This window comes from Pseudomonadales bacterium (assembly GCA_024234165.1).
In the GTDB taxonomy this organism is placed as follows: domain Bacteria; phylum Pseudomonadota; class Gammaproteobacteria; order Pseudomonadales; family UBA5518; genus UBA5518.
This window is the reverse complement of sequence record JACKOP010000002.1, coordinates 534951-561607: the sequence shown is the minus strand read 5'-3', so window position 1 is coordinate 561607 and position 26657 is coordinate 534951. Positions and strand designations below refer to the sequence as shown.

Here is a 26657-nt window from a genome sequence, read left to right as displayed (position 1 = left end):
CAGTCCGAGCACGAAGGCAGTGGCGATCTCGGGTGAGTGCTGCACGTGCTCAATCGCCGTTGCGGGGCGAATCGGTACGCTGTGGTGTGGTACGCGGCTCGCCCGGCTCCTCGTCCTCGAACAGGATGCTGTGCGCTGCCTTGTCGAGATCGTCGAACTGCCCGTTGTTGACCGACCACAGGTAGGCCGCGACTGCGATGGCGAGCAGCACTACGGTTACCGGGATCAGGATGTAGATGCTATCCATCGGCCTCGGCGCACTCTGCTGCGGCGGTGGGGGAGGCATCGTTGCGCAGTCGCAGCGCGTTGGCAATCACCACCAGCGAACTCGCGGTCATGCCGATCGCGGCCAGCCACGGGGGTACCAGTCCGGCCGCCGCGAACGGAATCGCGGCAGCGTTGTAGCCGATCGCCCACACGACGTTCTGGCGGATCACCGTGCCAGACTGGCGTGCCTTCGCCAGCGCTTGCGGTATGCGCCACAGATCGCCGGCAAGCAGCATGCAGTCGGCGTTCGCACGGGCGATATCGGCTGCGTTGGCCAGCGCGATCGAGACCCCGGCGCCGGCCAGTACCGCCACATCGTTGACACCATCACCGACCATCACGACGCGCCGCCCCGATGCCTCCAGCGCGCGCACGCGTTCCAGTTTCTGCTCCGGCGACTGGCGTGCGTGCCAGCCTTCGACGCCGAGCCGTGCGGCGACGCGCGCGACTTCCGGTGCCGAGTCGCCGCTCAGCAGCAGGCAGTGGATGCCCCCGCGCTGCAGGCACCCGATCACCGCGTGTGCTTCCGGGCGCAAGGTGTCGGCGAGCCGGAACCGGGCCAGTGCGTGCCCCGCGCTGGCGAGCACGATCCAGTGCTCTGCATCCTGCTCCGCGTGCTGTTCGCCGAGCGCGAACGCCGCGTGCCCGATGCGGTAGTGCCTGCCTGCGACCCGGCCTTCCAGGCCGCCGCCGGGCCAGGCGCGAAACGCCTCGACGGGTGCGCGCGGCAGCGCCGCGAAGGCGCCGGCGATCGGATGCGCAGACAGCGCCTCGAGTCCGGCTGCGACGCGCAGGCATTCGTCACGGTCGGCTCCGGCTTCGATGCGCACCTGTTCGAGTCGCACCTTGCCGGTGGTCAGCGTGCCGGTCTTGTCGAACACGATCGTATCGGCCGCTGCCAGAGCGCCGAGCGCGTGTCCGCGCGTGACCAGGAATCCGCGCGTGCGCAACGCGGCGACGGCGGTGGTGACTGCCGCCGGTGTGGCGAGCGACAGCGCGCACGGGCAGCTCACCACCAGCACCGACAGCACGATCGCGAGCGCACGCGCGCCGTCGTGCTGCAGCCACCACCAGCCGGCGAGCGCTGCCAGCACGATCACGCCGAGCACGAACCAGCGGGCGGAACGATCGGCGAGTTGTACGCTGCGCGGCTTTTCACGCTGCGCACGATCGACCAGTGCGAGCACCGTGCCGATGCGTGAACCGAGTCCGGTGGCCTCGACGCGCAGCGTCAGCGCGCCGTCGGTGTTCAGGGTGCCGGCGCTGACCCGATCGCCGGGCCGCCTGGCAACGGGCAGTGCTTCCCCGCTGAGACTCGACTCGTCCACGCTGGACTCACCGCTGACGATCGTGCCGTCGGCAGGAATCGCCTCCCCCGGGCGTACCAGCACCAGGTCGTCACGTGCGAGGCGCCCGACCGGTATCAGTTCGTGACTGCCGTCGGCACCGACACGCGTGGCCGCAGCCGGAACCAGCGACAGCACGTTGCCACCGGCAAGACCGGCCCGGTGGCGTGCGCGCATCTCGAGGTAGCGCCCGAGCAGCACGAAGAAGGTGAACATCGCGACCGAGTCGTAGTACACGGCGTCACCACCGGTGACGGTGACCCAGACGCTCGCGACAAAGGCGAGACCGATCGCGAGTGCGATCGGCAGGTCCATGCCAGGCGCGAAGTGGCGCAAACCGCGCAGCGCACCCTTGAAGAACGGCTGTGCCGAATAGGCGACCACCGGGATGCAGAGCACCAGGCTGATCCAGCGCAGGTAGTCGCGATAGACGACTTCCATACCGCTGAAATCACCCGCATAGAGGGCGATCGCGAACATGCCGATCTGCATCTGCACGATGCCGGCGAGCCCCATGCGCCGCAGTGCAGCACGTTGTTCGGTCTGCGTGTTCTGCTGGCGTGCCGAGCCGAGAAAAGGGTGGGGGTTGTAGCCGAGTTCGCGGATATGACCCATCAGCTCGCTGAGCGCCAGCTCATCGGGGTGCAGCCGCACACTCGCGCGTTGTTCGGCCAGGTTGACGTTCACGCCGAGTACGCCGGGCTGGCGCTGCAGATGATGCTCGATCAGCCAGGTGCAGGCAGCACAGCTCACACCACCAACGGCGAGTTCGACCCGTTGCACTCCCGAGGCTTCGTCGATCACGAAGCCGGACTGGGCAGCGGGGTCGTCGAATACCGCGTACTCGCGTGCTCCTGCGCCGGTATCCGCAGGACCGGGCGCGGTGGCGTCACGGTGGCGGTAGTAACCTGCCAGGCCGCTGCCGGTGATCAGGCTCGCGACTGCAGCGCAGCCTGCGCAGCACATCGGTTGACGCGCACCGTCGATCTCGACGTGGAAGTCGCTTCCCGGCGGTACCGGCAGTCCACAGTGGAAACACGCCGTGTGCATGCCGTCAGTCGGTGTCCAGGTGCGTGACCCTGACGGCTGCGGTGGCGGGTTGCAGGGTGCCGCGCAATTGCCAGCTCCTGCCGTCGGCTGCTGCATGTTCGAGCAGCAGGTAGCGCTTGCCTTCCAGTGGTGTGCTTGCCCGGGCGCGGAACACACCGTTGCCGGCGGCGAGCAGGGTCAGCGTTTCGTCGCGTGTGGCGTCGGTCGGGTGTTCGATCGTGAGCACGACTCGCTGCAGATCATCGTCCGCACCCTGCAGCCGCAGCTCCACTGCCCGCGTTGCTCGCTCGTAGCGCAGTTCGGCAGCAAGTCCGGCGGCGCGCGCGCGTGCTCCGTCGTCGAGACGACGGTTGATCGCCAGCCCCTCGCGGTAGTAGTCGTCGCGTACCAGCGCATCGTCGTTCGTGAACGCCAGCCATACCGTGGCCATCGAGGCGATCACGGTGGAGGCGGGCAGCAGGATCAGCAGCCAGGGCCAGCCCTGGCGATACCAGGGGAGCGGGGTCGTCATCGCACCGGACCCGGACCGAGGAAGCGGCTGTCGGCGCTTGCGCCTGCCGGCGCATCGCTGCTGGCGTTGACCGTGAACACGATCGGTACCGAACGGCTGCCACCGAGGCGTTCGCGTGGCGCCCGCACCGCGACCGGCAGCGCAAACACTTCGCCGGATGCCAGCGATACCTCGGTGCGACCCTCGATCGCGGCGTCCGCAAGCCCTTCGACACCGACCCGGTAGCTCTGAGTCGCTTCGCTCATGTTGCGGATCTTCAGCGTATAGACGTTCTCGATCATGCCACTGCCGACTTCACGGAACAGTTGGCCGCGTTCGCGGATCACGTCGACACCGACCGGCACTCGCGTCAGCAGCATGGTCAGGAACACCCCGGTCATTGCCAGCAGCGCCGTCGAGTAGCCGAGCAGGCGTGGTCGCAGTATCCGGGCAGGACGGCCTTCGAGCGCGTTTTCGGTCGTGTAGCGGATCAGGCCGCGCGGATAGTTCATGCGGTCCATCACCGAGTCGCAGGCGTCGATGCACAGCGCACAGGTGATGCACTCGTACTGCAGACCGTTGCGGATGTCGATCCCGGTCGGGCAGACCTGCACGCAGAGTTCGCAGTCGATGCAGTCACCGAGCCCGGCCGCGCGTGGGTCGCTGTTGCGCCGGCGCGAGCCGCGTGGCTCGCCGCGTGCCGCATCGTAGGACACGATCAGCGTGTCGGGGTCGAACATGACGGCCTGGAAGCGCGCGTAGGGGCACATGTGCATGCACACCTGCTCGCGCAGCCAGCCGGCGTTGATGTAGGTCGCGAGCGTGAAGAACATCACCCACAGGTACGCCCACATGTGCGCCTGCGCCAGCGGCAGCTCGATCACGAGATCGCGTATCGGGGTGAAGTAGCCGACGAAGGTGATGCCGGTGAACAGCGAGACGCCGAACCACAGCGCGTGCTTCTGCAGCTTGCGTCGCAGCTTGTCGAGGCTCCACGGCGCCTGGTCGAGGCGGATGCGCTGGTTGCGTGTGCCCTCGCTGAACTGCTCGGCCCACATGAAGATGCTGGTCCAGACCGTCTGCGGGCAGGTGTAGCCGCACCATACGCGGCCGGCGAACACCGTGACCGTGAACAGCGCGAACGCCCCGATCACCAGCAGCCACGCGAGCAGCGGTGCATCCTGCGGCCAGAACGTGATCGCGAGGATATGGAACTTGCGCGTCGGCAGGTCGAACCAGATCGCCTGGCGGCCGTCCCACTGCAGCCACGGGCCACCGAAGTACATGATCAGCAGTGGCCAGCCCGTGTACAGGCGCAGGCGCTGGAAGAAGCCCTCGACCTTGCGTGTGTAGATGCGTTCGCGCTTCTCGTAGAGGTCGAGTTCGCCGACCTCCGCCGGTGCGAGATCGGTGACCGGGATCCGCTCGCCGCTCATTGCGACAGGCTGTACACGTAGGCAGCGACCAGACGGACCTTGTCGGCATTCAGGGTCTGGCCGAACGCCGGCATCCGGCCGTTGCGACCGTCACGGAGCGTGCGCTCGATCGTCGCCTGATCGCCACCGTAGAGCCAGGTCGTGTCGCCGAGGTTCGGTGCGCCGAGCATCGGATTGCCTTTGCCCTCGGGGCCGTGGCAGGCGCTGCAGAACGTCGCGAACTGCTGTGCACCGGCCTGCGCCTCGGCACCTGCAGCCTGCGGATCGGAAAGGCTCAGCACGTAGCGCGCCACATTGCGTACACCCTCCTCGCCAAGCGCCGCACCCCATGCCGGCATCGCTGCCACGCGGCCGTTCACGATCGTGGTGTGGATCGTGTCCGCATCACCGCCCCAGATCCAGTCCTTGTCGGTCAGGTTCGGAAAACCTTGTGCACCACGTGCATCGGCGCCGTGGCACTGGGCGCACTCGGTCGCGAAGATGCGCTGCCCCATGCGTACCGCCTGTGGATCGGCTGCGATATCGGCGATCGCCTTGTCGCGATACGCGGCGAAGATCGGCTCGTACTTCTGCTCGGCCTCCGCGACCTCGCCCTCCCACTGACCCACGCCGGACCAGCCGAGCAGGCCGGGGAAATTGCCGAGGCCGGGGAACGCGACCAGATAGCCGATCGCGAACACGATCGTCGCCACGAACAGGTACAGCCACCATGCCGGCAACGGGTTGTCGTATTCCTCGATGCCGTCGTAGACGTGCCCGGTCTTGGCCTGCGAGTCGGCCGGCCGCGTGCGGTTGCCGAACAGCAGCAGCGCCGTCGCGATGATCGTGATCACCGTCAGGACGATGATGTAGCCACTCCAGAAACTAGTCATCGTTTCCACCTTTGCTGCTTGCTTGCGGTTCGTCGGCGAACGGCAGTTGTGCCGCCTCCTCGAATCGCTGTTTGCGCTTGTCGCTCCACGCCCAGATGCATACGCCGATGAATGCGATCATCGCGAGTACCGTGCCGAGCCCGAGCAGAGTGCCTCTGTCCATGCTGTCGCCTCAGCGAGTGCTCTTGATCAGCGTGCCCAACTGTTGCAGGTACGCCAGTACCGCGTCGATTTCCTTCTTTCCGGCGACCGCGGCCTCGGCGCCCGCAATGTCCTCGTCGGTGTACGGAACACCGAGGATGCGCAGCGCCCGCATCTTGCCGGCGATATGGCGGTTGTCGACGTCGTTGTCGAACAGCCACGGGAATCCGGGCATGTTCGATTCGGGTACCACGTCGCGTGGATTGAACAGGTGGGCACGGTGCCAGTCGTCGCTGTAGCGCTCGCCGACGCGCGCCAGATCCGGGCCGGTACGCTTCGATCCCCACAGGAACGGGTGGTCGTAGACGAACTCGCCGGCCACCGAGTAGTGACCGTAGCGCTCGGTCTCGGCACGCAGCGGGCGGATCATCTGCGAATGGCAGACATTGCAGCCTTCGCGGATGTAGATATCACGTCCCTCGAGCTGCAGTGCGCTGAGTGGTTTCAACCCGGCGACCGGCTCCGTGGTCTGTTTCTGGAAGAACAGCGGAACGATTTCGACCAGGCCGCCGAAACTGATCGCCACGATGATCAACACGATCATCAGGCCGATGTTTTTCTCGATTTTCTCGTGCTGCATCACACGTTCTCCTCAGGCGGGCTGGACACTGGGTTCGGCGATCGCGGCACCACCCGGTGCGACCGTCTTCCAGGTGTTCCATGCCATCACGACCATGCCGAGCAGGAACATGCTGCCGCCGATCAGGCGTACGTAATATCCCGGGTAGCTGGCAGCAACCGATTCGGCGAAGCTGTAGGTGAGCGTGCCGTCGGCGTTGTACGCACGCCACATCAGCCCCTGCATGATGCCGTTCACCCACAGCGCGGCGATGTAGAGCACGGTGCCGATCGTCGCCAGCCAGAAATGCAGGTTGATCGCGCCGACGCTGTACATCTGCTTGCGTCCCCACAGTGGCGGGATCAGGTGGTAGATCGCACCGATCGTGACCATCGCGACCCAGCCGAGCGCACCGGAATGCACGTGTCCGATCGTCCAGTCGGTGTAGTGCGACAGCGAGTTCACGGTCTTGATCGACATCATCGGACCTTCGAACGTCGACATGGCGTAGAACGACAGCGAGACGATCAGAAAGCGCAGCGTCGGGTCGGTGCGCAGCTTGTGCCACGCGCCGGAAAGCGTCATCACGCCGTTGATCATGCCGCCCCAGCTCGGCGCGAGCAGGATCAGCGACATCACCATGCCGAGGCTCTGCGCCCAGTCGGGCAGCGCGGTGTAGTGCAGGTGGTGCGGTCCGGCCCACATGTAGATCGCGATCAGCGCCCAGAAGTGCACGATCGAGAGTCGGTACGAGTACACCGGACGCTCGGCCTGCTTGGGCACGAAGTAGTACATGATGCCGAGGAAACCGGCAGTCAGGAAGAAGCCGACCGCGTTGTGTCCGTACCACCACTGCACCATCGCGTCGATGGTACCCGGGTAGATCGAATAGGACTTGGTCAGGCTGACCGGAATCGCGAGGCTGTTGACCACGTGCAGCACGGCGATCGTGATGATGTAGGCGCCGAAGAACCAGTTCGCCACGTAGATGTGCGAGGTCTTGCGGCGCGCGATCGTGCCGAAATACACGATCGCGTAGGCGACCCACACCAGCGTGATCAGGACGTCGATCGGCCACTCGAGCTCGGCGTATTCCTTGGAAGAGGTATACCCGAGCGGCAGCGTGATCGCCGCCAGTACGATCACCAGTTGCCAGCCCCAGAACACGAAGCTCGCCAGGCCATCCGAAATCAGCCGCGCCTGGCAGGTGCGCTGCACCACGTAGAACGAGGTCGCGAACAGGGCCGAGCCACCGAACGCGAAGATCACCGCGTTCGTATGCAGCGGGCGCAGACGCCCGAAGTGGAACCACTGGGAGTCGAAGTTGAGTTGCGGGAACGCCAGCTGGGCAGCGATCACCACGCCGACCAGCATCCCGACCAGGCCCCAGACCACGGTCATGATCGTGAATTGCCGGACGACCTTGTAGTTGTAGACCGGATGTTCGACTGCTGTTGAATGCGTCATTGCGTTTTCCGTATATGACTGAAGGTGCGGGAGTCGCCCGCACCAACCCCCGCCACGATCGTGGCGTGTCGGTTGCTGTCTTGTGGACTCCCCCTGCCGACGCGATTCTAGCAAGATTCGTCGGGGCATTGTGCATGCCGATCGCCCGGATTCACGGCTGGCTCAGCGCACCCAGCTGTGCCAGCAGCGTGTCGCGCGTCGCGCCGAGTTCGGCCAGCCGTGCGCGCTCGCGCTCGACCACCGCGGGCGGTGCCTTCGCGGTGAAACCCGTGTTGGCGAGGCGTGCGTCGAGGCGTTCGATTTCCTGTTCGAGCTTGCCGGCCTCGCGCGTGAGTCGTTCGCGTTCGGCCGCGACGTCGATCAGACCTGCCAGCGGCACCAGCAGTTCGAGCTGCCCGACCACCTGGGTGGCGGCCGGCGGCGCCTCGGCGCCATCGATCCACGCGCTGCCGGCGAGTCGTGCCAGCGCGTGCAGCAGCACGCGATGCTCGCCGAGGCGGCGGTGATCGTCCGCCGTGCCGTTACGCACCAGCAGCTGCAGTGCCTTCCCCGGTGCGATGCCGAGCTCGCCACGGATGTTGCGCACCGCGACGATGACCTGCTGCAGCCAGCCGATGTCGGCGGCGGCCACCGCGTCGATCTGCTGCGGATCGGCTACCGGGTACGGTGCCAGCATCACGGTGGGGCCGGGGCGACCCGCGAGTGGAGCGACACGCTGCCAGATCTCTTCGGTGATGAACGGAATGAACGGGTGTGCGAGGCGCAGCAAGGTTTCCAGCACCGAGAGCAGCGTGCGCCGCGCGATGCGCGCCTGCCCGGCGTCACCCGCGGTGCCCAGCACCGGCTTGACCAGTTCGAGGTACCAGTCGCAGTAGTCGTTCCAGGTGAACTCGTACAGCGCCTGGGTAGCCAGGTCGAAGCGAAATCCTGCCAGCGCGCGCTCCACCTCGCTGATCGTCTGCTGCAGCCGCGAGACGATCCAGCGGTCGGGCAGCGACAGCGCGATGGCGCTCTCGCCCGGTTGTGCGCAGTCCTTGCCTTCGGTGTGCATCAATACGAAGCGTGCCGCGTTCCACAGCTTGTTGCAGAAGTTGCGGTAGCCTTCGAGCCGCCCCATGTCGAACTTGATGTCGCGGCCGGTGGAGGCAAGCGCACACAGCGTGAAGCGCAGCGCATCGGTACCGTGCGCGCGGATGCCTTGCGGGTATTCCCGCCGAGTCGCGGTGGCGATCGTCTGCGCGAGCTGCGGCTGCATCATGCCGGCGGTGCGCTTGGCGACCAGCGCCTCCACATCGATGCCGTCGATCAGGTCGAGCGGATCGATCACGTTGCCTTTGGACTTCGACATTTTCTGGCCGTGCTCGTCGCGGATCAGCCCGGTCACGTAGACCTTGCGAAACGGCACGTCGCCGATGAACTTCAGGGTCATCATCACCATGCGTGCGACCCAGAAGAAGATGATGTCGAAACCGGTGACCAGCACATCGGTGGGGTGGAAGCTGCGCAGCTCCGCGGTGTCCCGTGGCCAGCCGAGCGTGGAGAAGGTCCACAGCGCAGAGGAAAACCAGGTGTCGAGCACGTCGGCGTCCTGGCGCAGCGCCAGTTCGCCCAGCCCGTGCACGGTGCGAACCTCGGCCTCGCTGCGTCCGACGTAGACGTTGCCGGCGTCGTCGTACCAGGCCGGGATCTGGTGGCCCCACCAGAGCTGGCGTGAAATGCACCAGTCCTGGATCTCGCGCATCCACGCGAAGTAGGTGTTCTCCCACTGCCTGGGCACGAACTCGATGCGCCCGTCCTCTACGGCGCGTACTGCGGGTTCGGCAAGCGCCCGGGTCGCGACGAACCACTGGTCGGTCAGATAGGGCTCGATCACCACGCCGGTGCGGTCGCCGCGCGGCACCTTGAGGCGGTGCTTCTCGGTCTTCGCCAGCAGCCCGAGGGCGTCGAGATCCGCCACGATGCGCTCGCGGGCCGCGAAGCGATCCATGCCGCGATACGCAGGCGGTGCGTTGTCGTTCAGCGCCGCGTCGATCGTGAACAGATTGATCGCCTCGAGGTTGTGGCGCGTGCCGACCTCGTAGTCGTTGAAGTCGTGTGCCGGCGTGATCTTCAGGCAACCGGTGCCGAACGCGGGGTCCACGTACGTGTCGGCGATCACCGGGATCATGCGTTCGGCGAGCGGCAGCCGCACGCTGCGCCCGACCAGGTGACGGTAGCGTTCGTCGTCAGGATGCACCGCGACCGCGACGTCGCCGAGCATCGTCTCGGGGCGGGTGGTCGCGACCACCAGCGCGTCGCTGCCGTCGGCCAGCGGGTAGCGCAGATGCCACAGATGGCCGTCTTCCTCTTCCTGCACGACCTCGAGGTCGGAGATCGCGGTGTGCAGTTTCGGATCCCAGTTCACGAGGCGCTTGCCGCGGTAGATCAGTCCTTCCTCGTACAGCCGCACGAACACCTCGCGCACGGCTGCGGAGAGATCCGGATCCATCGTGAAGCGTTCGCGTGACCAGTCGACCGAGTTGCCGAGGCGGCGCTGCTGGCGCGTGATCGTGCCGCCGGAGTGTTCCTTCCACTCCCACACCCGGCGCGTGAACGCCTCACGGCCGAGCGTGAGGCGATCCGTGCCTTCGGCAGCGAGCAGACGCTCGACGACCATCTGGGTCGCGATGCCGGCATGGTCGGTGCCACCCTGCCACAGCGTGTTGCAGCCACGCATGCGCTGATGGCGGATCAGCGCGTCCATGATCGTCTGCTGGAATGCATGCCCCATGTGCAGGCTGCCGGTCACGTTCGGTGGTGGAATCACGATGCAGTACGGCGTCCCGCTTCCGCCCGGGCGGAAATAGCCGTGGCTTTCCCACTGTTCGTACCAGCGGTTCTCGATCTGCTCCGGGCTGTAGGTCTTGTCCATGGTTCCGGTTCTTGGCTCGCGGTGCTCGCTCGGACCCGCGATGTGGATGAAGCGGCGATTCTAGGTGGCCCCGTCTTCAGGCGCCAAACGGGCCCTGGCGTGCTCCTGCAGGCGTGTGCGCAGTTCGGCTTCGATCACGGGCAGCCATTGGGCAAGCAGCTCGTCGACGAGACAGGCCACGGCGTCGTCGGAAATCGGCGCGACCTTGTCCGCCGCGACGGAGGGTCCGTCCGCTTGCGCCGCCGCGCTGACTTCGACGACGTCGCTCAGTACCGGGATGCGCGGATCCTCGCCCGGTGCGATCTCCTGCCATGCACTCTCCAGCGCGGCGCTCAGCGAGTCCAGCTCGTCGAGCAGCTCGCGGCGCGTGTTCTCCTGCTCAGGGTTCACGGGCGTCTCCCCCGTGCAGATGCTGGAGGTCGTGGTGGGCGAGCGGATAGCCGCGTTCCTTGTAGAAACGCCAGCGTTCGCGACTGGCGGCGCGCAGCGCCGGGTCGTCGAGCACGATCTCGGCGACACGTTCGAAGCGCCCGAACAGCGGCGGCACGCTCTGCGTCAGGTTGATCAGTACGTCATGGTGGTCGGAGCGTTCCTCGCCCCAGCCGATCAGCACCGGCGCCGGTTCGCGGGCGGCCACGTCGATGCGCCGGTGGGGGACGAAGCTGGTGTCGCGAAACGACCACAGCAGCGCATCGATCGCTGCAGCCTCGTCGGCGTCGCTGGCGTGCACGTGTACCTGGCAGCCCTCGCGGAACGCCTTCTCCGCGAGCCGGCAGGCGAAGCTCAGCTTGCCGTGCGGTTCGGCGACCGGCAGCAGATAGAAGTCGATCCGGGTCACTCGCCGGCACTCTTGCGGGATTTTCCCGGCGAACCCGCACGGTCGAGCAGATAGCGCGTGAGCAGCGCCACCGGGCGACCGGTGGCCCCCTTGCTGGCGCCCTGTTCCCATGCAGTTCCCGCGATATCGAGGTGCGCCCAGCATTGCTCGCGCGTGAAGCGGGCGAGGAAGCACGCGGCCGTGACGCTGCCGGCACCCGGTCCGCCCACGTTCGCCACATCGGCGAAGTTGCTCTTCAACTGCTCCTGGTAGTCTTCCCACAGCGGCATTCGCCAGGCACGGTCGTGCGTGGCTTCGCCCGCGGCGAGCAGTTGTGCTGCCAGTTCTTCGTCGTTGCTGAACAGTCCGCTGGCGTGCTTGCCAAGGGCAACCACGCAGGCTCCGGTCAGCGTGGCGATATCGACCAGCGAGCGCGGCTTGAAGCGCCGTGCGTAGGTCAGCGCATCGCAGAGGATCAGGCGGCCTTCGGCGTCGGTGTTCAGGACCTCGATCGTGGTGCCTGCCATGCTTTTCACGACATCACCCGGGCGTGTCGCGCTGCCGCTCGGCAGGTTTTCGGCCGCAGCGACGATGCCGACGACGTTGAGCCGTGGCTGCAGCGTCGCGATCGCCTCGAGCGTGCCGAGCACGCTTGCCGCGCCGCACATGTCGAACTTCATCTCGTCCATCCCGGCTCCCGGCTTCAGGCTGATGCCGCCGGAGTCGAAGGTGATCCCCTTGCCGACCAGTACGTGGGGCCGTTCGTCGCGCGCCGCACCACGGTACTCGAGCACGATCAGCCTGGCCGGTTCGCGGGTCCCCGCAGTCACGGACAGCAAGGCACCCATGCCGAGTGAGGCCATCTTCTTTTCGTCGAGTACCCGGCAGGTGAGCTTCCGGTGCCCCTCTGCGAGTGCGCGTGCCCGGTCTGCGAGGTGGCCTGGCGTGCAGATGTTCGGCGGCAGGTTGCCGAGTTCGCGGGCCAGGCTGGTACCGGTCGCGATCGCATGGCCCTCGGCGAGTGCGCGCACGGTGCTGGCAGCGGGTCTGGTGGTGCTTGCGAAGACGATCTTGTGCAGGCGTGGCGCAGGGTCGGGCTTCGACAGGGTGTGGGTGTAGCGGTACGCGCTGGCGCCGGCGAGCAGCGCGAGTTGCAGGGCCTGTGTGTTGCGTTCGCGCTCCGTTGACGCAAGATCGTCCAGCACGAAGGTGGCGTCGCTGGTGCCACTTGCCTGCAGCACCGACAGCGCATGCTGGAGCATCTTGCGCAAGGCCGTCGTATCGGGCTGGTGCGGGTCGCCGCAGCCGAGCAGCAGCACGCGCGGGGCTGCGATTCCAGGCACCTCGTGCAGCAGCAGGCTCTTGCCGGCGGCACCGCTGAAATGCTCGTTGCGAATCAGCCGCTTCAGCGCTCCCCCCGCGGCATCGTCGACGCCGGCCGTGGTGCCACAGGGTTTGCCGCCATCGGCTACCGGCAGTACCAGGCAGCCGCAGCGCTCGGCAGCGGCATCCTTGACGTGTCGGGTCGTGATTTCCATCGGAACTCCTGCCTGATTGCGCGGGCATTTGTGTTGGCGGCGGATTATAGGGGGTGTCGCAAAAGCTTGCAGGGCGTGTGGCGCAGGGATGCGGCGCTCGAGCCTGCAGGGATGCATTTACGGCGTCCCACCGGTGTGAAGGCATCGCCGCGCTCTGCCTGTATGCGCGCTGCCTGTATCGACGATCGGGGACCTTTGCGACAGTGTCGCTTCAGCGCCGCTTTGGCAGCAGCACCACGCGGGTTCCCGAGCAGCGGTCGTGCCAGGTGCAGCCATCGCGATCGATCAGCGCCCACCAGTAGCCGGCGCCGAAAGCCAGCAGCGACAGCGTGGCACATCCCAGGCGCAGCAACGCCTGGCGCCACGTGATGGCGGCCCCCGAGGGTTGCTGTACGCGTAGCCGCCAGGTCTGCATGCCGAGTGTCTGGCCCGACCGCGTCCAGCACCAGCCGAAGAACAGCACGGTTGCCAGCGTGAGCACGAGTTGCAGCAACGGACCGGAGGCGGCCGCCGTGCCGCTGGTCTGGACCGCATCGGTACCGATCAGTGCGACACGTACGAAGACGGCCAGCGCAGTGGCGCACCACGTGACGGCAAACAGCAGGAAGCTGTCGTAGAGCATCGCTGCGAGGCGCCGTGCAAGCCCCGGCGTGCTCGTCTCGGGCGGGTCGGATGGAGTGCTGCTCATGCTAGTATCGCGCCGGCGTCGAGTATTGCCCGCAGCCGTGGCCGGCGGGTCGGATCCGGCGCACGTTACCAAAAGGTAAGTGCGGCGCAAAACGCCGTTCAGTCCTGCCCCGGCACAATTTCCTGCAGGATGGTTGCGTGCAGGGGCGAGCGGATGGACAGGCTGGTGGCGCTACGGCGTGCCCGGGAGGGCGACACGATGCGGATTCTGGTGATCGAGGACGACGTGAGCGTGCAGGAGTACATCGCGCGCGGCCTGCGCGAGAGCGGCTTCACGGTGGACCAGACCGGCGATGGCAAGGACGGCCTGTTGCGTGCAAGCACCGAGAATTACGACGCGCTCGTCGTCGACCGCATGCTGCCCGGCATGGACGGGCTGTCGATCATCCGCACCCTGCGTGGAGCCGACAACAACACACCGGCGCTGATCCTCAGCGCGCTCGGCGAAGTGGACGACCGCGTGAAGGGGCTGAAGGCGGGCGGCGATGACTACCTCGTGAAGCCGTTTGCGTTTGCCGAACTGCTGGCGCGCATCGAGGTGCTGTTGCGGCGCAAGGACGCATCGTCGGCCGTCACGCGCCTGCGCGTCGCCGATCTCGAGATGGATCTGCTGTCGCACAAGGTGGTGCGCGCAGGCCGCTCGCTCAACCTGCAGCCGCGTGAGTTTCGCCTTCTCGAGTACCTGATGAAGCATGCGGGGCAGGTCGTCACGCGCACGATGCTGCTCGAGAACGTCTGGGATTATCACTTCGATCCGCAGACCAACGTGATCGACGTGCATATCAGCCGGCTGCGACAGAAGCTGGACAAGGATTTCGACCGCCCGCTGCTGAAGACCGTGCGCGGCGCGGGGTACATGCTCGATGAACCCGAGCCGGATCCTGCACACTGAAACATTCCGCTATGCGGTGCTGTACCTCACCGGGGTCAGCCTGGCGGTATTCGTCGTGCTGGCGATCGGTTATGCATGGGTCACGGTCGGCTATTTTCGTGGACTGAATGAGCTGATCGGCTCCGAGCAGCAGACCTTGGGACGCATCCATGCCGGTGGTGGCGTGGAGGCAACGGCCGCCGCGATCGGCGAGCGCGTGCAGGCGGCAAGTTTCCCGCGACTCTTCTATTTATTGGTCGACGCCGGCGGGGAAAGGATTGCCGGCAACCTCTCGCGCTGGCCGGAGCGGGTCGGCGAAGGCAAGGAATGGGTCGGGCTCGAGCACGTGCTGGAAGAGGTTTCGGGAGCGCAGGCACCGCTCGATTTCATCGGCTCCAGCACCTTTCTGGCAGACGGTTCACGCCTGCTGGTCGTGAGGCACTACAAGGACATCAGCGAGTTCCTGCGGTTGACGCTCACCGTGCTGCTGCAGGCGATGCTGGCGACGATCGTGGTCGGGGCGATCGGTGCAGCGTTGCTGGCGATGCGTCTGCAGCGCCTGATCGGCGAGGTCAACGACAGCATCGCAACGATCCTGGCGGGTGATCTCAGCCAGCGGATCCCGGTGCTCGACGACAATCGCGACGACGATTTCCGCCGCCTGATCGTCAACCTCAATCACATGCTCGACCGCATCGCGCAACTGATGGCCAACCTGCAGCAGTTGTCGGACAACATCGCGCACGATTTGCGCACACCGCTCACGCGCCTGCGCAACCGCATCGCAAGCCTGGGATCCGGAGCGGATGAGGCTCGCGACGAGGCAGTGGCGGGGATGCTGCAGGAGTCGGACGATCTGCTGGCGACATTCAACGCGTTGCTGCGCATCGCGCAGATCGAGGCCGGCAGTGCGCGCTCGGGCTTTGCGCCGACCGACGTTGCGTTGATCGTGCATGACGTGTGCGAGTTCTACGAGCCGCTGGCTGCCGAGAAGCGCCAGGCGGTGCAGCTCGACCTGCCGCCGACGTGCCCCGGCGTGTTCGATCGGGATCTGCTGTTCCAGGCCTTTGCGAACCTGCTGGACAACGCGATCAAGTACGCGCCGGTCGACGGCCACGTGGCGGTGGTGATGCGTTGTGCGCCGGAGACCGTCGAGATCGAATTCCGCGACGACGGGCCGGGCATCGCGGAGTCGGAGCGGACCCGGGTGTTCGAGCGTTTCTACCGTGTCGAGGCGAGCCGCAGCGGCTATCCGGGTAACGGACTCGGGCTGAGTCTGGTGCGCGCGGTCGGCAATCTGCACGGCGGGGCCGTCGAACTGGGCGACAATGCTCCCGGCTTGTGCGTCACGGTGCGGCTGCCGCGCCAGCCCTTGCGTGGCGAATTCACGCCGGCGGCAGCAACTCCAGCGCGCTGATGTCCGGCTGCACGCCAGCGGCTACCGCGCGCGGCTCGGCGAGCACGCTGCCCGCTGGAGCCAGCGTGAGGTGCGAGGTATCCGGTGGCTCGGGGGGCACCGGGCCCGGTGGTGAAAGCCGTGTGCCCGCTGCGTTGAGGCCGATGTGCGAGGTGTCCGGTGCCGTCGCCGTGATCTGGCGACGCTCATGGGGTGCCAGCACATCGCTTCCGACCGGTGCGAGACCCAGTTCGGGAGAGGCGGGCGCCGGCGCCGTTGCGGGGACGGCCGGGGCGGGTTGCAGGGTCACCACGGCGCCGGCGCGCTCGAGTGCGGAGCGATACCGCTCGGCGGCTGCAGCGTCCAGTCCACGCTTGAGCGTGTGGGTGCTCCCGTCGAGCAGGCGCGCCACGGTATCCGGCGTGGTCCTGAACAGTTGCGCCAGATTGCCGGCGACGACCTCGCGCGGGATTCCGGGCGCCGTTTCACCGTGGAACACGATGTCGAAGCACTGTTCTGGCATGGCTGGCAGGATTCGCTGCTGAAGGTCGTCGTGGCCGTGGGTTGCCGTGAAGTATATGTCACCGCAACGGCATGCGTGGTCGGTGTGGCAGTCGCTTTGGCATAATGAGGACCCGTTCACGACGCCCACCGGCTGGCTGCCGACGTACCGATGAATCCGCAGGAACCCGCTGTCGAAGTCATTCCGACCCAGTTTGCGGCCTCGCTGGCTCGCATGCTGAGCGAGCGTGGGATCGATCCGGCGCGCTCGATGCAGGCTGCCGGACTCGATTTCGACGTGGCCGATATCACGGCTACCGGCTACCGCAGCGAGATTCCGGCGCTTGCCTACAGCCGGCTGTATCGTTACGTGATGACCGCGCTGCAGGACGAGAGCTTCGGTCTGCACCGTGGCATGGGAATGAAGCCCGGCGCGTTCCGCATGATGTGCTACACGCTGCTCGGATGTGCGGATCTGGGGCGGGCGATCCGTCGCATGAGCGAGTTCCACGAGGTCTTCTACGACGGCCGGCTGGCACTGCAGCTGACGGTGGCGGGCGAGTCGGCGCGTCTCGCGGTGATCGTGGCGCCGGAAGCACGCATCGGTCCCGATCCGGCGGCACCGATGCCGGCTGCGGCAGCTGCCTGTGCGTTGTCGATGTGGCACCGTTTCTGTGGCTGGTTGATCGGTCATCCGCTGCCGCTGGAGCGTGTGGCGCTGAGCGGCGAGGTGCCGGCCCGCCTGGATCGTTATATGCAACTGTTCGGTTGCGAACCCGGTTTCGGCGCTGCGACGCCATCGTTCGATTTTCCTGCCGGTTATCTGGCCTACCCGCTGGTACACAACGAGGACTCGTTGCATGACTTCCTGCGTACCGCGCCGTACCAGTTGCTGATCATGCCGGCCGACCCCGGCCACCAGAGTCTGGTCGACCAGGTGCGCGCGCTGATCGGACACGATTTCAGCCGTGGCTTTCCGAGCTTCGACCGCATCACCGATTTGCTGCACATGTCGGCACCCACATTGCGCCGGCGCCTGAAGCGTGAAGGAACCACATTCCAGCAGCTCAAGGACGACTGCCGGCGCGAGGCATCGATCGACTACCTCAATCGATCCGAACTGTCGATCAACGACGTGGCGATCCTGATGGGATTCACCGACCCGAGTGCGTTCTACCGCTCGTTCAAGAAGTGGACCGGAATGACTCCCGGCGAATATCGGGCCAGCGCATCGTTGAACGCGTGCCGGTGATTGCAACTGTTAGCCCACTTTGAATCGATATGCCATTGAGGCCCCGCAGGTCTCCGGTATTCTCTGCGATCCGTAACATGTACGTCCGTGCTGCCGGTGAATTGCCGGTGAATCCGGGCGCACCAGCATTCATCGGCGGAGTTCGACATGGCGCACGACGCACTGATTTTCGACGCTATCCGTACCCCTCGCGGCAGGGGCAAGGCGGGTGGTGGTCTCTACGAGGTCAAACCGATCGACCTGCTGCTCAACCTCATGGAGGCGATCAAGCAGCGCAACGCGCTCGACACCTCGCGCGTCGAGGATCTGATCATCGCCTGCGGTGAGCCCGTCGGTGAGCAGGGACAGGACATCGCGCGTACCGCGGTGACCTATTCGAGCTGGGGTGAGGCGACTGCCGGGGTACAGATCCACCGTTACTGTGCCGGCGGACTCGATGCGGTCAACCTGGCGGCAGCCAAGGTGATGGCCGGCGTCGAGGATCTGGTTGCCGCGGGTGGCGTCGAATCGATGTCGCGTCTCGGCATCGGTGCCAGTGGCGGTGCGCAGGGCGACCCCTGGGTGGCGATGCGCAACCTGTTCGTCTCGCAGGGCGTGGGCGCCGACCTGGTCGCGACGCTGAACGGCTTCAGCCGCGAGGACGTCGACCGTTACGCGCTGATGTCGCAACAGCGCGCGTCGGCGGCACGCGCCGCGGGACGTTTTCGCTCGCTGGTGCCAGTGCGTGACATGAACGGAGTCACCATCCTCGACCACGATGAGTTGATTCGCCCCGCCACCACCCTCGAGGATCTGGCGCGGCTGAAGCCTTCGTTCGCGCAGTTCGGCGAATGGGGTCATGACGAGCTGCTGAAGTTCCGCTACCCGCAGGTCGAGGTGGTGGAACACGTGCACACGCCGGGCAACTCCTCCGGGATCGTCGACGGGGCCGGACTGCTGCTGATCGGCAACGAGCGCATCGGGCGTGAACTCGGGCTCACGCCGCGCGCGCGCATCGTCGCCACGGCACTGGTGGGAACCGAGTCGACGATCATGCTCGAAGGCCCGGCACCGGCCACGCGCAAGGCGCTTGCCAAGGCGGGGTTGAAGCTCGATGACATCGATCTGTTCGAATTGAACGAAGCCTTTGCCGCCGTGGTTCTGCGCTACCAGGCCCTGCTCGGCATTCCCGACGATCGCATCAACGTCAATGGCGGGGCGATTGCAATGGGGCATCCGATCGGCGCCACCGGCGCAATGATCCTCGGCACCTTGCTCGACGAGCTCGAGCGGCGCGGGCTGCGCCGTGGCCTCTGCACCCTTTGCGCCGGTGGTGGCATCGGCATCGCAACGATCATCGAACGCGTCTGATTGCCGCAGGCATCGGCAGCGATTCACAGCGGAGTACAGCGGGAATGGGATACATCACTCTGAACAGCGTCGGCAACGGAATCGTCGAACTGGTGTTCGATCAGCCGGGGTCCAGCGTCAACACGATGGGAATGGAGTACGACGCCGCGATGAAGGCGGCGGTCGCCGAACTGCAGCGCATGGTCGCCGCCGGGGGCGTGGCCGGCGTCTACCTGCGTTCGGGCAAGCGGGGTCAGTTCTTCGCCGGCGGCGACATCAAGGAGATGCTCGAGTCGGATCTGAACCCGCCGCCCGAGCGCAAGCAGGAACTGTTCGAAGGCATTCTCGCGACCAAGGCGCCGCTGCGCGTGCTGGAGACGCTGGGCGTGCCGGTTGCGGTAGGGATCAACGGCGCGGCGCTCGGTGGCGGCTTTGAAATCGCGCTTGCCAGCCATTACCGTCTCGCGCTGCCGGGCGTCGATGTCGGTCTGCCGGAAGCGCAGATCGGGCTGATGCCGGGCGCCGGCGGGGTGGTGCGCACGACGCGCCTCGTGGGCATGCAGGAGGCGATCGCGCTGATCAGCCAGGGCGCGCGGCTGAAGAGCGAAAAGGCGTTGGAGAAAGGGCTGATCCACGAGATCGCAGCCGACGAAGACGCGATGCGCGAGCGAGCGCACGCCTGGTTGCTCGCCAACCCGGGCGCCAGGCAGCCGTGGGACAGCGAAGGCTACCGGATCCCGGGTGGCGGACCCGAGAGCAAGGCGAACCAGGGCCTGGTGATGCTCGGGCCGGTCAACGTGATGAACCAGACCAAGGGTGTGATGCCGGCGCAGAAGGCCATCTTTGCCGCCGTGGTCGATTGTGCGCGCGTCGATTTCGATACTGCGCAGAAGATCGAGGCGCGCTACTTCCTGAGCCTGTTGCTGGACCAGACGGCGCGCAACATGATGACGGCCTTCTTCGTGCAGATGAATGCGATCGCCAAGGGTGCGAGCCGTCCGGCGGGAATCGCACGACGCAAGGTCAGGACGCTCGGCATCCTCGGCGCCGGCCAGATGGGCGCCGGCATCGCCTACGCTGCCGCGCGCAAGGGTATCGTCGCGATCCTCAAGGACGTCGATCTGGCGGCGGCGGAACGCGGCAAGGATTATGCGCGCCAGGCCTGTGCGAAGAACAAGCGCATGTCCGAGACCGAGCGGGAAGCGCTGTTGGGGCTGATCCGCACCACGGACAGGTACGATGATCTCGCAGCGTGCGAAGCAGTGATCGAGGCCGTATTCGAACTGCGTGACGTCAAGGCCGGTGTGACCCGCGAAGCCGAGGCGGTACTTGCCCACGACGCCCTGGTTGCCACCAACACCTCGGCCCTGCCGATCACCGAACTCGCCGAGGTCTCGGTGCGCCCGGCAAATTTCATCGGCATGCATTTCTTTTCGCCAGCGGACAAGATGCCGCTGGTCGAGATCATCTGCGGCGAACAGACCGGTGACGCCGCGCTCGCAGCGGCCTTCGATCTGGCGCAACAACTCGGCAAGACACCGATCGTGGTCAACGACGCCCCCGGTTTCTTCACTACCCGTGTGATCGGCAAGACCGTTGCGCAGGGAGCCGCGATGGTGCTCGAAGGGATCGATCCGGTACTGATCGAGGCGGCAGCGCGCGCCAACGGATCGCCGGTGGGACCGCTGGCCGCGATCGACGAGGTCAGCCAGGAAACCGCCTACCGCAATGGCCTGCAGATGAAAGCCGACGTCGAGGCGCGCGGCGAGACCTGGCAGGAGCAGCCTGCCGGGGAGTTGATACGGCGCATGGTCGAAGACTTCGGGCGCAAGGGCAAGCGCCACGGCGCCGGCTACTACGATTACCCGCAAGGCGGCAAGAAGCGAATCTGGCCGGGCATGAGGCAGCACTTCGCGCCGAACGGTTTTCGCGAGGTGCCATTCGAGGATATCAAGGACCGGCTGATCTTTGCGCAGTGCATCGACGCGGTGCGTGCGATGCAGGAAGGCGTGATCACCAGCGCTGCCGAAGGCAATATCGGATCGATCATGGGTATCGGTTTTCCGCCGCAGACCGGTGGTGTGTTCCAGTGCATCAATGCCTGGGGGCTGCCGCGTTTCGTCGCGCGTGCACGCGAACTCGCCAGCGCCTACGGCGCGGATTTCGAGCCGCCCCGGCTGCTGCTCGAAAAGGCCGACAAGGGAGAGACGTTCCGCTGAGACGCCAGGGCGGTCGTGGAGTGATCGACCAGGCAGGTGTCCTGTGGCAGGTGGTAACGCATCCTCCGGGTCTGGTCGAATGTCAGCGCGGGGGAGCGCAGCTTGCTTGGCAGGATGGGGCGGCTGCTGTTTATAATGCTCGGGTAGCAGCATCTTGATGGCGGTTATGGCAAGAAAGAACGCCGACGACAGGATGTCGGGGACTGGCCGCAGACCGGGCATCGAAGGTGAGTCGATGTTCGGAGACAAGCGCAGCGGGCAGGATCGTCGCGCAGACAGTGAACCGATTGCCGAAAATCGGCGCAAGGCGGGGGATCGCCGCAAGCCACGTACCGGAACCCAGGCGTCCTGGTGGCTCGAGCGCAGTTATGTCGAGAGTCATCATTTCGTTCAAAAGTCGACCGGCACGCGCAACCAGCCGCCGGACGACGAATCCTCGCGCGAATGAGCGTACGGCAGCGGATTCCTGCCGCTGCGTCACGCACCGAGCGCATCTCGCAGCCGTCTTTTCCGGGCCATGAGGCCAGGTCCGGTGTGAAGCCGTGAACGAGGCGGCGGTCCGATCAACTGATGGTTTCCTGGAGTCTGTGATGACCGAACTGGTGGTCGAGATCACGCGTGAGAACGCACAGCAGATGCTGATCGAGGAGTCGCGGCATCGCGCCGTACTGATCGATTTCTGGGCCGACTGGTGCAGTCCGTGCAAGATGCTGATGCCGATCCTCGACAGGCTGGTGCGCGAGTACGACGGGCAGGTGATGCTGGCAAAGGTCGACTGCGATCGGCTGCAGCCGATCGCGGAGCAGTTCGGCGTGCGCAGTCTGCCGACCGTGATCCTGATGAAGGATGGCCAGCCGGTCGACGGTTTCGTCGGTGCACAGCCCGAATCGGCGGTGCGCGCGATGCTCGAGCGGCATTTGCCGAAGCCCTGGGACAACACGATCGCGCAGGCGCAGGAACTGCTGGCGACAGGTGAGGCCGCGGCGGCGTTGCCACTGGCTCGTTCCGCGTACGAGGACTCCGGCCAGCGCGCGGATATCGCGAAGGTCTATGCCGATGTGCTGATCGAGCTGAACCGGCTGGATGACGCGCAATCCGTGATCGATGCGATCCCGATGGTGGAGCACGATTCGGATTATGAACGGCTGCTTTCCGAGCTCCAGTTGAAGCGCCAGGCTGCCGAGACTCCCGAGATGCAGGCACTGCTCGAGGCGCATCAGCGCGAGCCGGACGACATGGATATCGGCTATCAGCTCGCGGTGCAGTTCAGCCAGTCGGGCCGTACCCGCGAGGCACTCGAGATCCTGATCGAGATCGTGCGCCGCGCGCGCGAGTTCCGTGACGGCGAGGCGCGCAAGACCCTGCTCGACATCATCCGTTCGCTCGGCAAGGGCGACCCGCTTGCAGCCGAGTATCAGCGCAAGCTGTTCGCGCTGATGTATTGACGCTGCACTCCCCGGGAGAATCGCAGGGTGCAGCGGCGCTGCACCTTGCGGCGCTGCTCCTCGTTGCCTCAGAGATAGCGAGCGAGGACGGCAAACTCCGGATCACGCAGTGATCGCGCCGCTTCCGGCAACGGCAGGCGTACCACATGGCCTGAACCGGGTGCCACTTCGCGGCTTTCGCCGCCCTCGCTCCACAGTTCGCCGAGGACGAAGTCGCAGTTGCCTTGTGGCGACATCAGTTCCATGCGGTCACCGACCTCGAAGCGGTTGTTGACCGAAACGGTGATCCGGCCCGAAGCAGCCTCGATTCCGAGTACCTCGCCGACGAACTGCTGGTAGTCGCTGCGCGAAACGCCCTGTTCGTAATTCTGGTACTCGCCCGGTGGATGGCGGCGGTAGAAACCCTCCGTGTAGCCGCGGCTCGCAAGCTTTTCGAGTTCGTCCATCAGTCCCATGTCGAATCCGCGACCGGCGAGTGCGTCGTCGATCGCGCGCCGATACGCCTGTGCCGTGCGTGCCACGTAGTAGTGTGACTTGGTGCGTCCCTCGATCTTCAGGCAGTCGACACCGATCTCGATCAACCGCTGCACGTGCTGGATTGCACGCAGATCGCGCGAATTCATGATGTAGGTGCCGTGTTCGTCCTCGAAGGCAGGCATGTACTCACCGGGCCGTCCTTCCTCCTGCAACAGGAAGATGCGCTCGCCCATATCGCTTCGCACCGGCTCCTGCACGGCAACCACGTCGCCGGTGCTCGTCTCGACGGCTTCGTGTGCCTGGTATTTCCAGCGGCAACTGTTGGTGCAGGCGCCCTGGTTCGGGTCGCGGTGCGTCATGTAGCCCGAGAGCAGGCAACGGCCCGAGTACGCCATGCACAATGCGCCGTGAACGAAGACTTCCAGTTCGATGTCTGGGCAGTGCTGGCGGATCTCGGCGACTTCATCGAGTGCGAGTTCACGCGAGAGGATCACGCGCGTCAGGCCCATGCGCTGCCAGAACTTCACGCTCGCCCAGTTGATCGCGTTGGCCTGCACCGAGAGATGCACCGGCATGTCCGGCCAGCGTTCGCGCACCAGCATGATCAGGCCGGGGTCGGCCATGATCAGCGCGTCCGGGCGCATCGCGATGACCGGTTCCATGTCGGCGAGGTAGCTGCGCAGCTTGTCGTTGTGCGGGGAAACATTGCTCGCGACGAAGAACTGCTTGCCGAGTGCGTGCGCGTGGGCTATCCCCTCGGCAAGGCGTTCGATGCGGTTGAAGTCGTTGTTGCGCACGCGCAGGCTGTAGCGCGGCTGACCCGCATAGACCGCGTCGGCCCCGTAGGCAAACGCGTATTGCATCGCCTTGAACGTGCCGGCAGGGGACAGGAGCTCGGGTCTGCGCATGGGAGGTCTGCAGTTTCGTATGCGGGGTGAACACGATTATTATCCGGTCCTCGCCCTGCATGGGCCAGTGAATAAGGCCGTTCCGCGAGGAGAAGTCCGTCCGATGCGCATCCAGCAGTCGATCCAGCGCCACCTCGAGCAGGCGCTTGTGCCGCAACACCTCGAGGTGCTCAACGAGAGCAGCCGCCACAGCGTGCCACCTGGTTCGGAGACGCACTTCCGTGTGGTGGTCGTGAGCACGGTGTTCGCCGGCGAACGCAGCGTGCAGCGACACCGGCGCGTGCATGCCGCACTCGCCAGCGAACTCGCCGGCGGTGTACACGCGCTGTCGGTGCACGCGTATACGCCCGAGGAGTGGCGAGCACAGGACGGTGCTCCGGATTCTCCCGACTGCATGGGCGGCGGCAAGCGCCGCGACTAGGCTTGCTCGCCGCGGGCTTCCAGCGCGGTGAATTCACGCTGCTGGTCTTCGAGATACAAGCGGTGCAGCGCTTCCTGCGAACGCATGCGCCGCCGGTTGCCGCGTTCGCGGTAGTCGTTGTCCTGCGCGGCTGCGAGCAGGCGTACCTTCACGTTGTCCGCCCACTGGGTGTCGAGCAGCCGCTGCAGCAGGCGCTGTGCATGGGCGGCGTAGATCGGTACCGTGACCTCGACGCGATGATCCAGATTGCGCGTCATCAGATCGGCTGACGAGATGAAGTAGCGCGGTTCGCCGTCGTTGTGGAATACGTAGACGCGGCTGTGCTCGAGAAAGCGGTCGACGATGCTGATCGTCTCGATGTTTTCGCTGATGCCTTTCACGCCGGCCACCAGCGCGCACATGCCGCGCACGATCACGCGGATCATCACGCCGGCCTGCGAGGCATCGTAGAGCCGTTCGATGATTCCCTCGTCGACCAGGTTGTTGCACTTGATGAAGATCCGTGCGGCGCGACCGGCACGCGCGCTCAGCACCTCGGCGTGGATCAGTCGCAGCAGCGCAGAGCGGTTGCTGAGCGGTGAGACCGCAAGGTGGTGGAACTTGTGGCGCTGCCAGGTGTGGCGGATGAAATCGAAGACATTGTGAACGTCTTCGCAGATCCCGGGATTCGCCGTGAACAGCGCGAGGTCGGTGTAGATGCGTGCAGTCTTCTCGTTGAAATTGCCGGTGCAGACGTGTGCGTAGCGGCGCAACTGGCTGCCTTCCTGGCGTCCGATCAGCATCAGCTTTGCGTGTACCTTGAGTCCCGGGACACCGAAGATGACGTGCACGCCGGCTTCGGTGAGGCGTTTGGCCCAGTCGATGTTCGCCGCCTCGTCGAAGCGTGCGCGCAGCTCGACGATCGCCAGCACGTCCTTGCCGTTGAGCGCGGCGCAGATCAGCGAGTTCGCGATGTTCGATTCGCGCGCGATGCGATACAGCGTGACCTGGATCGAACGCACGCCTGGATCGATGGCCGCAGAGCTCAGCAACTGCTCGGTGTAGCGGAACGAGTGGTACGGGTAGTTCAGCAGGATGTCGCCTTCGGCGATCGCGGCAAAGACGTTGCGCTGTGCCTCGATCAGCGGGGACTTCAGCGGGTGCAGCGGACGGTTCTCGAGCGAGCGCGCGCCGAGATTCGGAAAGTCCATGAAATCCTTCGAGTTGTGGTAGCGTGCGCCGGGCAGCACGTTGTCGTAGCTGCCGAGACGCAGGCGACGCACCAGCGTGTCGAGCATGTCGGTCGGCATGCGCCGGTCGTAGATCAGCCGTACCGGGTCACCGAGCTTGCGCTTCTTCAGGCTGCTTGCGAGTGCATCGACGAGGCTCTGCGTGATGCCTTCGCCGAGTTCCAGTTCGGCGTCGCGCGTGAGCTTGAACGTGAATGCATCGGCCTGCGTGATCGGGAATACGCCTTCGAATACCTCGGGCAGGCAGGCGCGGATGATGTTGTCCAGTACCATGAGCACCTGGCGCCCGGTCTGCGCGGTCGGTGCGGGCAGCACGACGAAGCGTGGCAGGCGGTCGGACGGGATGTTCACGATCGCGTAACGGCTGTTCTGGTTCGCGAGCTGCAGTCGTACCGCAAGGTAGATCGAGCCGTCCTCGAGCTGTGGAATCGGCGAGTTGTCGCTGAGGATGATCGGCGACAGCGCCGGCATCACGCGACCGAAGAAATAGCGGCGCACGAATTCGCGTTGCGGCTCGTCGATCTGGCGCTCGTCGATCAGATAGATGCTGTTTGCACGCAGCTCCGCGAGGCAGGTCCGGTACACGTGATCGAAACGCATCTGCAGGTCGCCGACTGCATCACGGATGTCGTCGAGCAGTTGCTCCCAGCGCGCCTTCTCGCGTCCCTTGGCGAACGCTGCGAGGCGCCGCACATCGGCATAGCGGACCCGGTAGAACTCGTCGAGGTTGTTGGAAAAGATGCCCATGAAGCGCACGCGCTCGATCAGCGGCACTTCGGGATCCTCGGCTTCCTGCAGCACGCGTGCATTGAACGAGAGCCAGCTGAGCTCCTTCGGATGGAGCGGAAGGGTCTTGCGTTTCGATGGCATCGGAAATCCGCCGTTCGATGGCAACAATTGAAAATGCACCGTCAGCGATTAAACTGGGCCGCCGCGCGTCGGCGATCGCCCGTCGGACCGCTCTCGTT

At 65.7% G+C, this 26657-nt stretch carries 24 protein-coding genes; 8 read left to right on the top strand and 16 right to left on the bottom strand.

All coding sequences use genetic code 11. The features are described 5' to 3' along the window. Positions 1-49 precede the first annotated feature (49 nt). The 13 genes from ccoS to H7A12_08160 all read right to left on the bottom strand — a co-directional run bounded on the left by ccoS (position 50) and on the right by H7A12_08160 (position 13642). Positions 50-247, bottom strand: a complete 198-nt coding sequence (gene ccoS / locus H7A12_08220; protein MCP5320795.1) for a cbb3-type cytochrome oxidase assembly protein CcoS — start codon at positions 245-247, stop codon at positions 50-52. Then, complete coding sequence (cadA, locus tag H7A12_08215; GenBank protein ID MCP5320794.1) at positions 240-2663, bottom strand: cadmium-translocating P-type ATPase; 2424 nt, start codon at positions 2661-2663, stop codon at positions 240-242. Before cadA ends, ccoS begins: the two co-directional genes overlap by 8 nt. A gap of 4 nt (positions 2664-2667) precedes the next feature. Beyond that, the gene (locus H7A12_08210) at positions 2668-3174 is read right to left on the bottom strand and encodes a FixH family protein (GenBank protein MCP5320793.1); all 507 of its coding nucleotides are present in this window, start codon (positions 3172-3174) and stop codon (positions 2668-2670) included. Then, a complete protein-coding gene (gene ccoG / locus H7A12_08205; GenBank protein ID MCP5320792.1) occupies positions 3171-4589 on the bottom strand; it encodes a cytochrome c oxidase accessory protein CcoG in 1419 nt (472 codons plus the stop codon). Before ccoG ends, H7A12_08210 begins: the two co-directional genes overlap by 4 nt. Then, positions 4586-5461 carry a cytochrome-c oxidase, cbb3-type subunit III gene (gene ccoP / locus H7A12_08200; protein ID MCP5320791.1) on the bottom strand — a complete coding sequence of 292 codons (876 nt, stop codon included), beginning with the start codon at positions 5459-5461 and terminating at the stop codon, positions 4586-4588. The genes ccoG and ccoP overlap by 4 nt, the downstream gene beginning before the upstream one ends. After that, the gene (locus H7A12_08195; GenBank protein MCP5320790.1) at positions 5454-5624 is read right to left on the bottom strand and encodes a cbb3-type cytochrome c oxidase subunit 3; all 171 of its coding nucleotides are present in this window, start codon (positions 5622-5624) and stop codon (positions 5454-5456) included. The genes ccoP and H7A12_08195 overlap by 8 nt, the downstream gene beginning before the upstream one ends. 9 nt (positions 5625-5633) lie before the next feature. Continuing rightward, positions 5634-6245: a cytochrome-c oxidase, cbb3-type subunit II gene (gene ccoO, locus H7A12_08190; protein MCP5320789.1), complete on the bottom strand. Its 612-nt coding sequence runs from the start codon at positions 6243-6245 to the stop codon at positions 5634-5636. Between the two features lie 9 nt (positions 6246-6254). Next, positions 6255-7688: a cytochrome-c oxidase, cbb3-type subunit I gene (ccoN, locus tag H7A12_08185; protein MCP5320788.1), complete on the bottom strand. Its 1434-nt coding sequence runs from the start codon at positions 7686-7688 to the stop codon at positions 6255-6257. A gap of 151 nt (positions 7689-7839) precedes the next feature. Next, entirely contained in the window at positions 7840-10599 is a 2760-nt protein-coding gene (locus H7A12_08180) for a valine--tRNA ligase (GenBank protein MCP5320787.1), read from the bottom strand. A gap of 60 nt (positions 10600-10659) precedes the next feature. Beyond that, positions 10660-10989, bottom strand: a complete 330-nt coding sequence (locus H7A12_08175; GenBank protein MCP5320786.1) for a hypothetical protein — start codon at positions 10987-10989, stop codon at positions 10660-10662. Continuing rightward, positions 10979-11437, bottom strand: coding sequence for a DNA polymerase III subunit chi (locus tag H7A12_08170; protein MCP5320785.1), 459 nt, complete (start codon positions 11435-11437; stop codon positions 10979-10981). The genes H7A12_08175 and H7A12_08170 overlap by 11 nt, the downstream gene beginning before the upstream one ends. Next, positions 11434-12954: a leucyl aminopeptidase gene (locus tag H7A12_08165; GenBank protein ID MCP5320784.1), complete on the bottom strand. Its 1521-nt coding sequence runs from the start codon at positions 12952-12954 to the stop codon at positions 11434-11436. The genes H7A12_08170 and H7A12_08165 overlap by 4 nt, the downstream gene beginning before the upstream one ends. Positions 12955-13165: 211 nt before the next feature. Then, on the bottom strand, positions 13166-13642 hold the full coding sequence (locus tag H7A12_08160) for an RDD family protein (protein MCP5320783.1): 477 nt from the start codon (positions 13640-13642) through the stop codon (positions 13166-13168). Between the two features lie 198 nt (positions 13643-13840). Here H7A12_08160 and H7A12_08155 point away from each other — a divergent pair, with 198 nt between their 5' ends. Together H7A12_08155 and H7A12_08150 are read left to right on the top strand one after the other, a co-directional pair. Beyond that, positions 13841-14533, top strand: coding sequence for a response regulator transcription factor (locus H7A12_08155; GenBank protein ID MCP5320782.1), 693 nt, complete (start codon positions 13841-13843; stop codon positions 14531-14533). Next, positions 14505-15929, top strand: a complete 1425-nt coding sequence (locus tag H7A12_08150) for a HAMP domain-containing histidine kinase (protein ID MCP5320781.1) — start codon at positions 14505-14507, stop codon at positions 15927-15929. Before H7A12_08155 ends, H7A12_08150 begins: the two co-directional genes overlap by 29 nt. On the opposite strand, the gene H7A12_08145 is transcribed toward H7A12_08150, so the two are convergent. Beyond that, entirely contained in the window at positions 15898-16431 is a 534-nt protein-coding gene (locus H7A12_08145; protein MCP5320780.1) for a hypothetical protein, read from the bottom strand. The genes H7A12_08150 and H7A12_08145 overlap by 32 nt on opposite strands. Before the next feature lie 150 nt (positions 16432-16581). On the opposite strand from H7A12_08145, the gene H7A12_08140 reads away from it, so the two are divergent. From H7A12_08140 to trxA, 5 genes are all read left to right on the top strand, one after another. After that, positions 16582-17661, top strand: a complete 1080-nt coding sequence (locus H7A12_08140; protein ID MCP5320779.1) for an AraC family transcriptional regulator — start codon at positions 16582-16584, stop codon at positions 17659-17661. A 147-nt stretch (positions 17662-17808) separates the two neighbouring features. Beyond that, entirely contained in the window at positions 17809-19011 is a 1203-nt protein-coding gene (locus H7A12_08135) for an acetyl-CoA C-acetyltransferase (GenBank protein MCP5320778.1), read from the top strand. Between the two features lie 44 nt (positions 19012-19055). Continuing rightward, complete coding sequence (locus H7A12_08130) at positions 19056-21209, top strand: enoyl-CoA hydratase/isomerase family protein (protein ID MCP5320777.1); 2154 nt, start codon at positions 19056-19058, stop codon at positions 21207-21209. A 235-nt stretch (positions 21210-21444) separates the two neighbouring features. Beyond that, a complete protein-coding gene (locus H7A12_08125; protein ID MCP5320776.1) occupies positions 21445-21657 on the top strand; it encodes a hypothetical protein in 213 nt (70 codons plus the stop codon). A 142-nt stretch (positions 21658-21799) separates the two neighbouring features. Then, a complete protein-coding gene (gene trxA / locus H7A12_08120; protein MCP5320775.1) occupies positions 21800-22654 on the top strand; it encodes a thioredoxin in 855 nt (284 codons plus the stop codon). Between the two features lie 68 nt (positions 22655-22722). Here the strand turns inward: trxA and H7A12_08115 are convergent, their stop codons facing one another. After that, complete coding sequence (locus H7A12_08115) at positions 22723-24039, bottom strand: tRNA 5-hydroxyuridine modification protein YegQ (protein MCP5320774.1); 1317 nt, start codon at positions 24037-24039, stop codon at positions 22723-22725. Positions 24040-24142: 103 nt separating this feature from the next. Between H7A12_08115 and H7A12_08110 the strand changes: the two genes are divergently transcribed. Then, the gene (locus tag H7A12_08110) at positions 24143-24460 is read left to right on the top strand and encodes a BolA/IbaG family iron-sulfur metabolism protein (protein MCP5320773.1); all 318 of its coding nucleotides are present in this window, start codon (positions 24143-24145) and stop codon (positions 24458-24460) included. On the opposite strand, the gene ppk1 is transcribed toward H7A12_08110, so the two are convergent. Beyond that, positions 24457-26559 carry a polyphosphate kinase 1 gene (gene ppk1 / locus H7A12_08105; GenBank protein MCP5320772.1) on the bottom strand — a complete coding sequence of 701 codons (2103 nt, stop codon included), beginning with the start codon at positions 26557-26559 and terminating at the stop codon, positions 24457-24459. The genes H7A12_08110 and ppk1 overlap by 4 nt on opposite strands. Positions 26560-26657 lie beyond the last annotated feature (98 nt).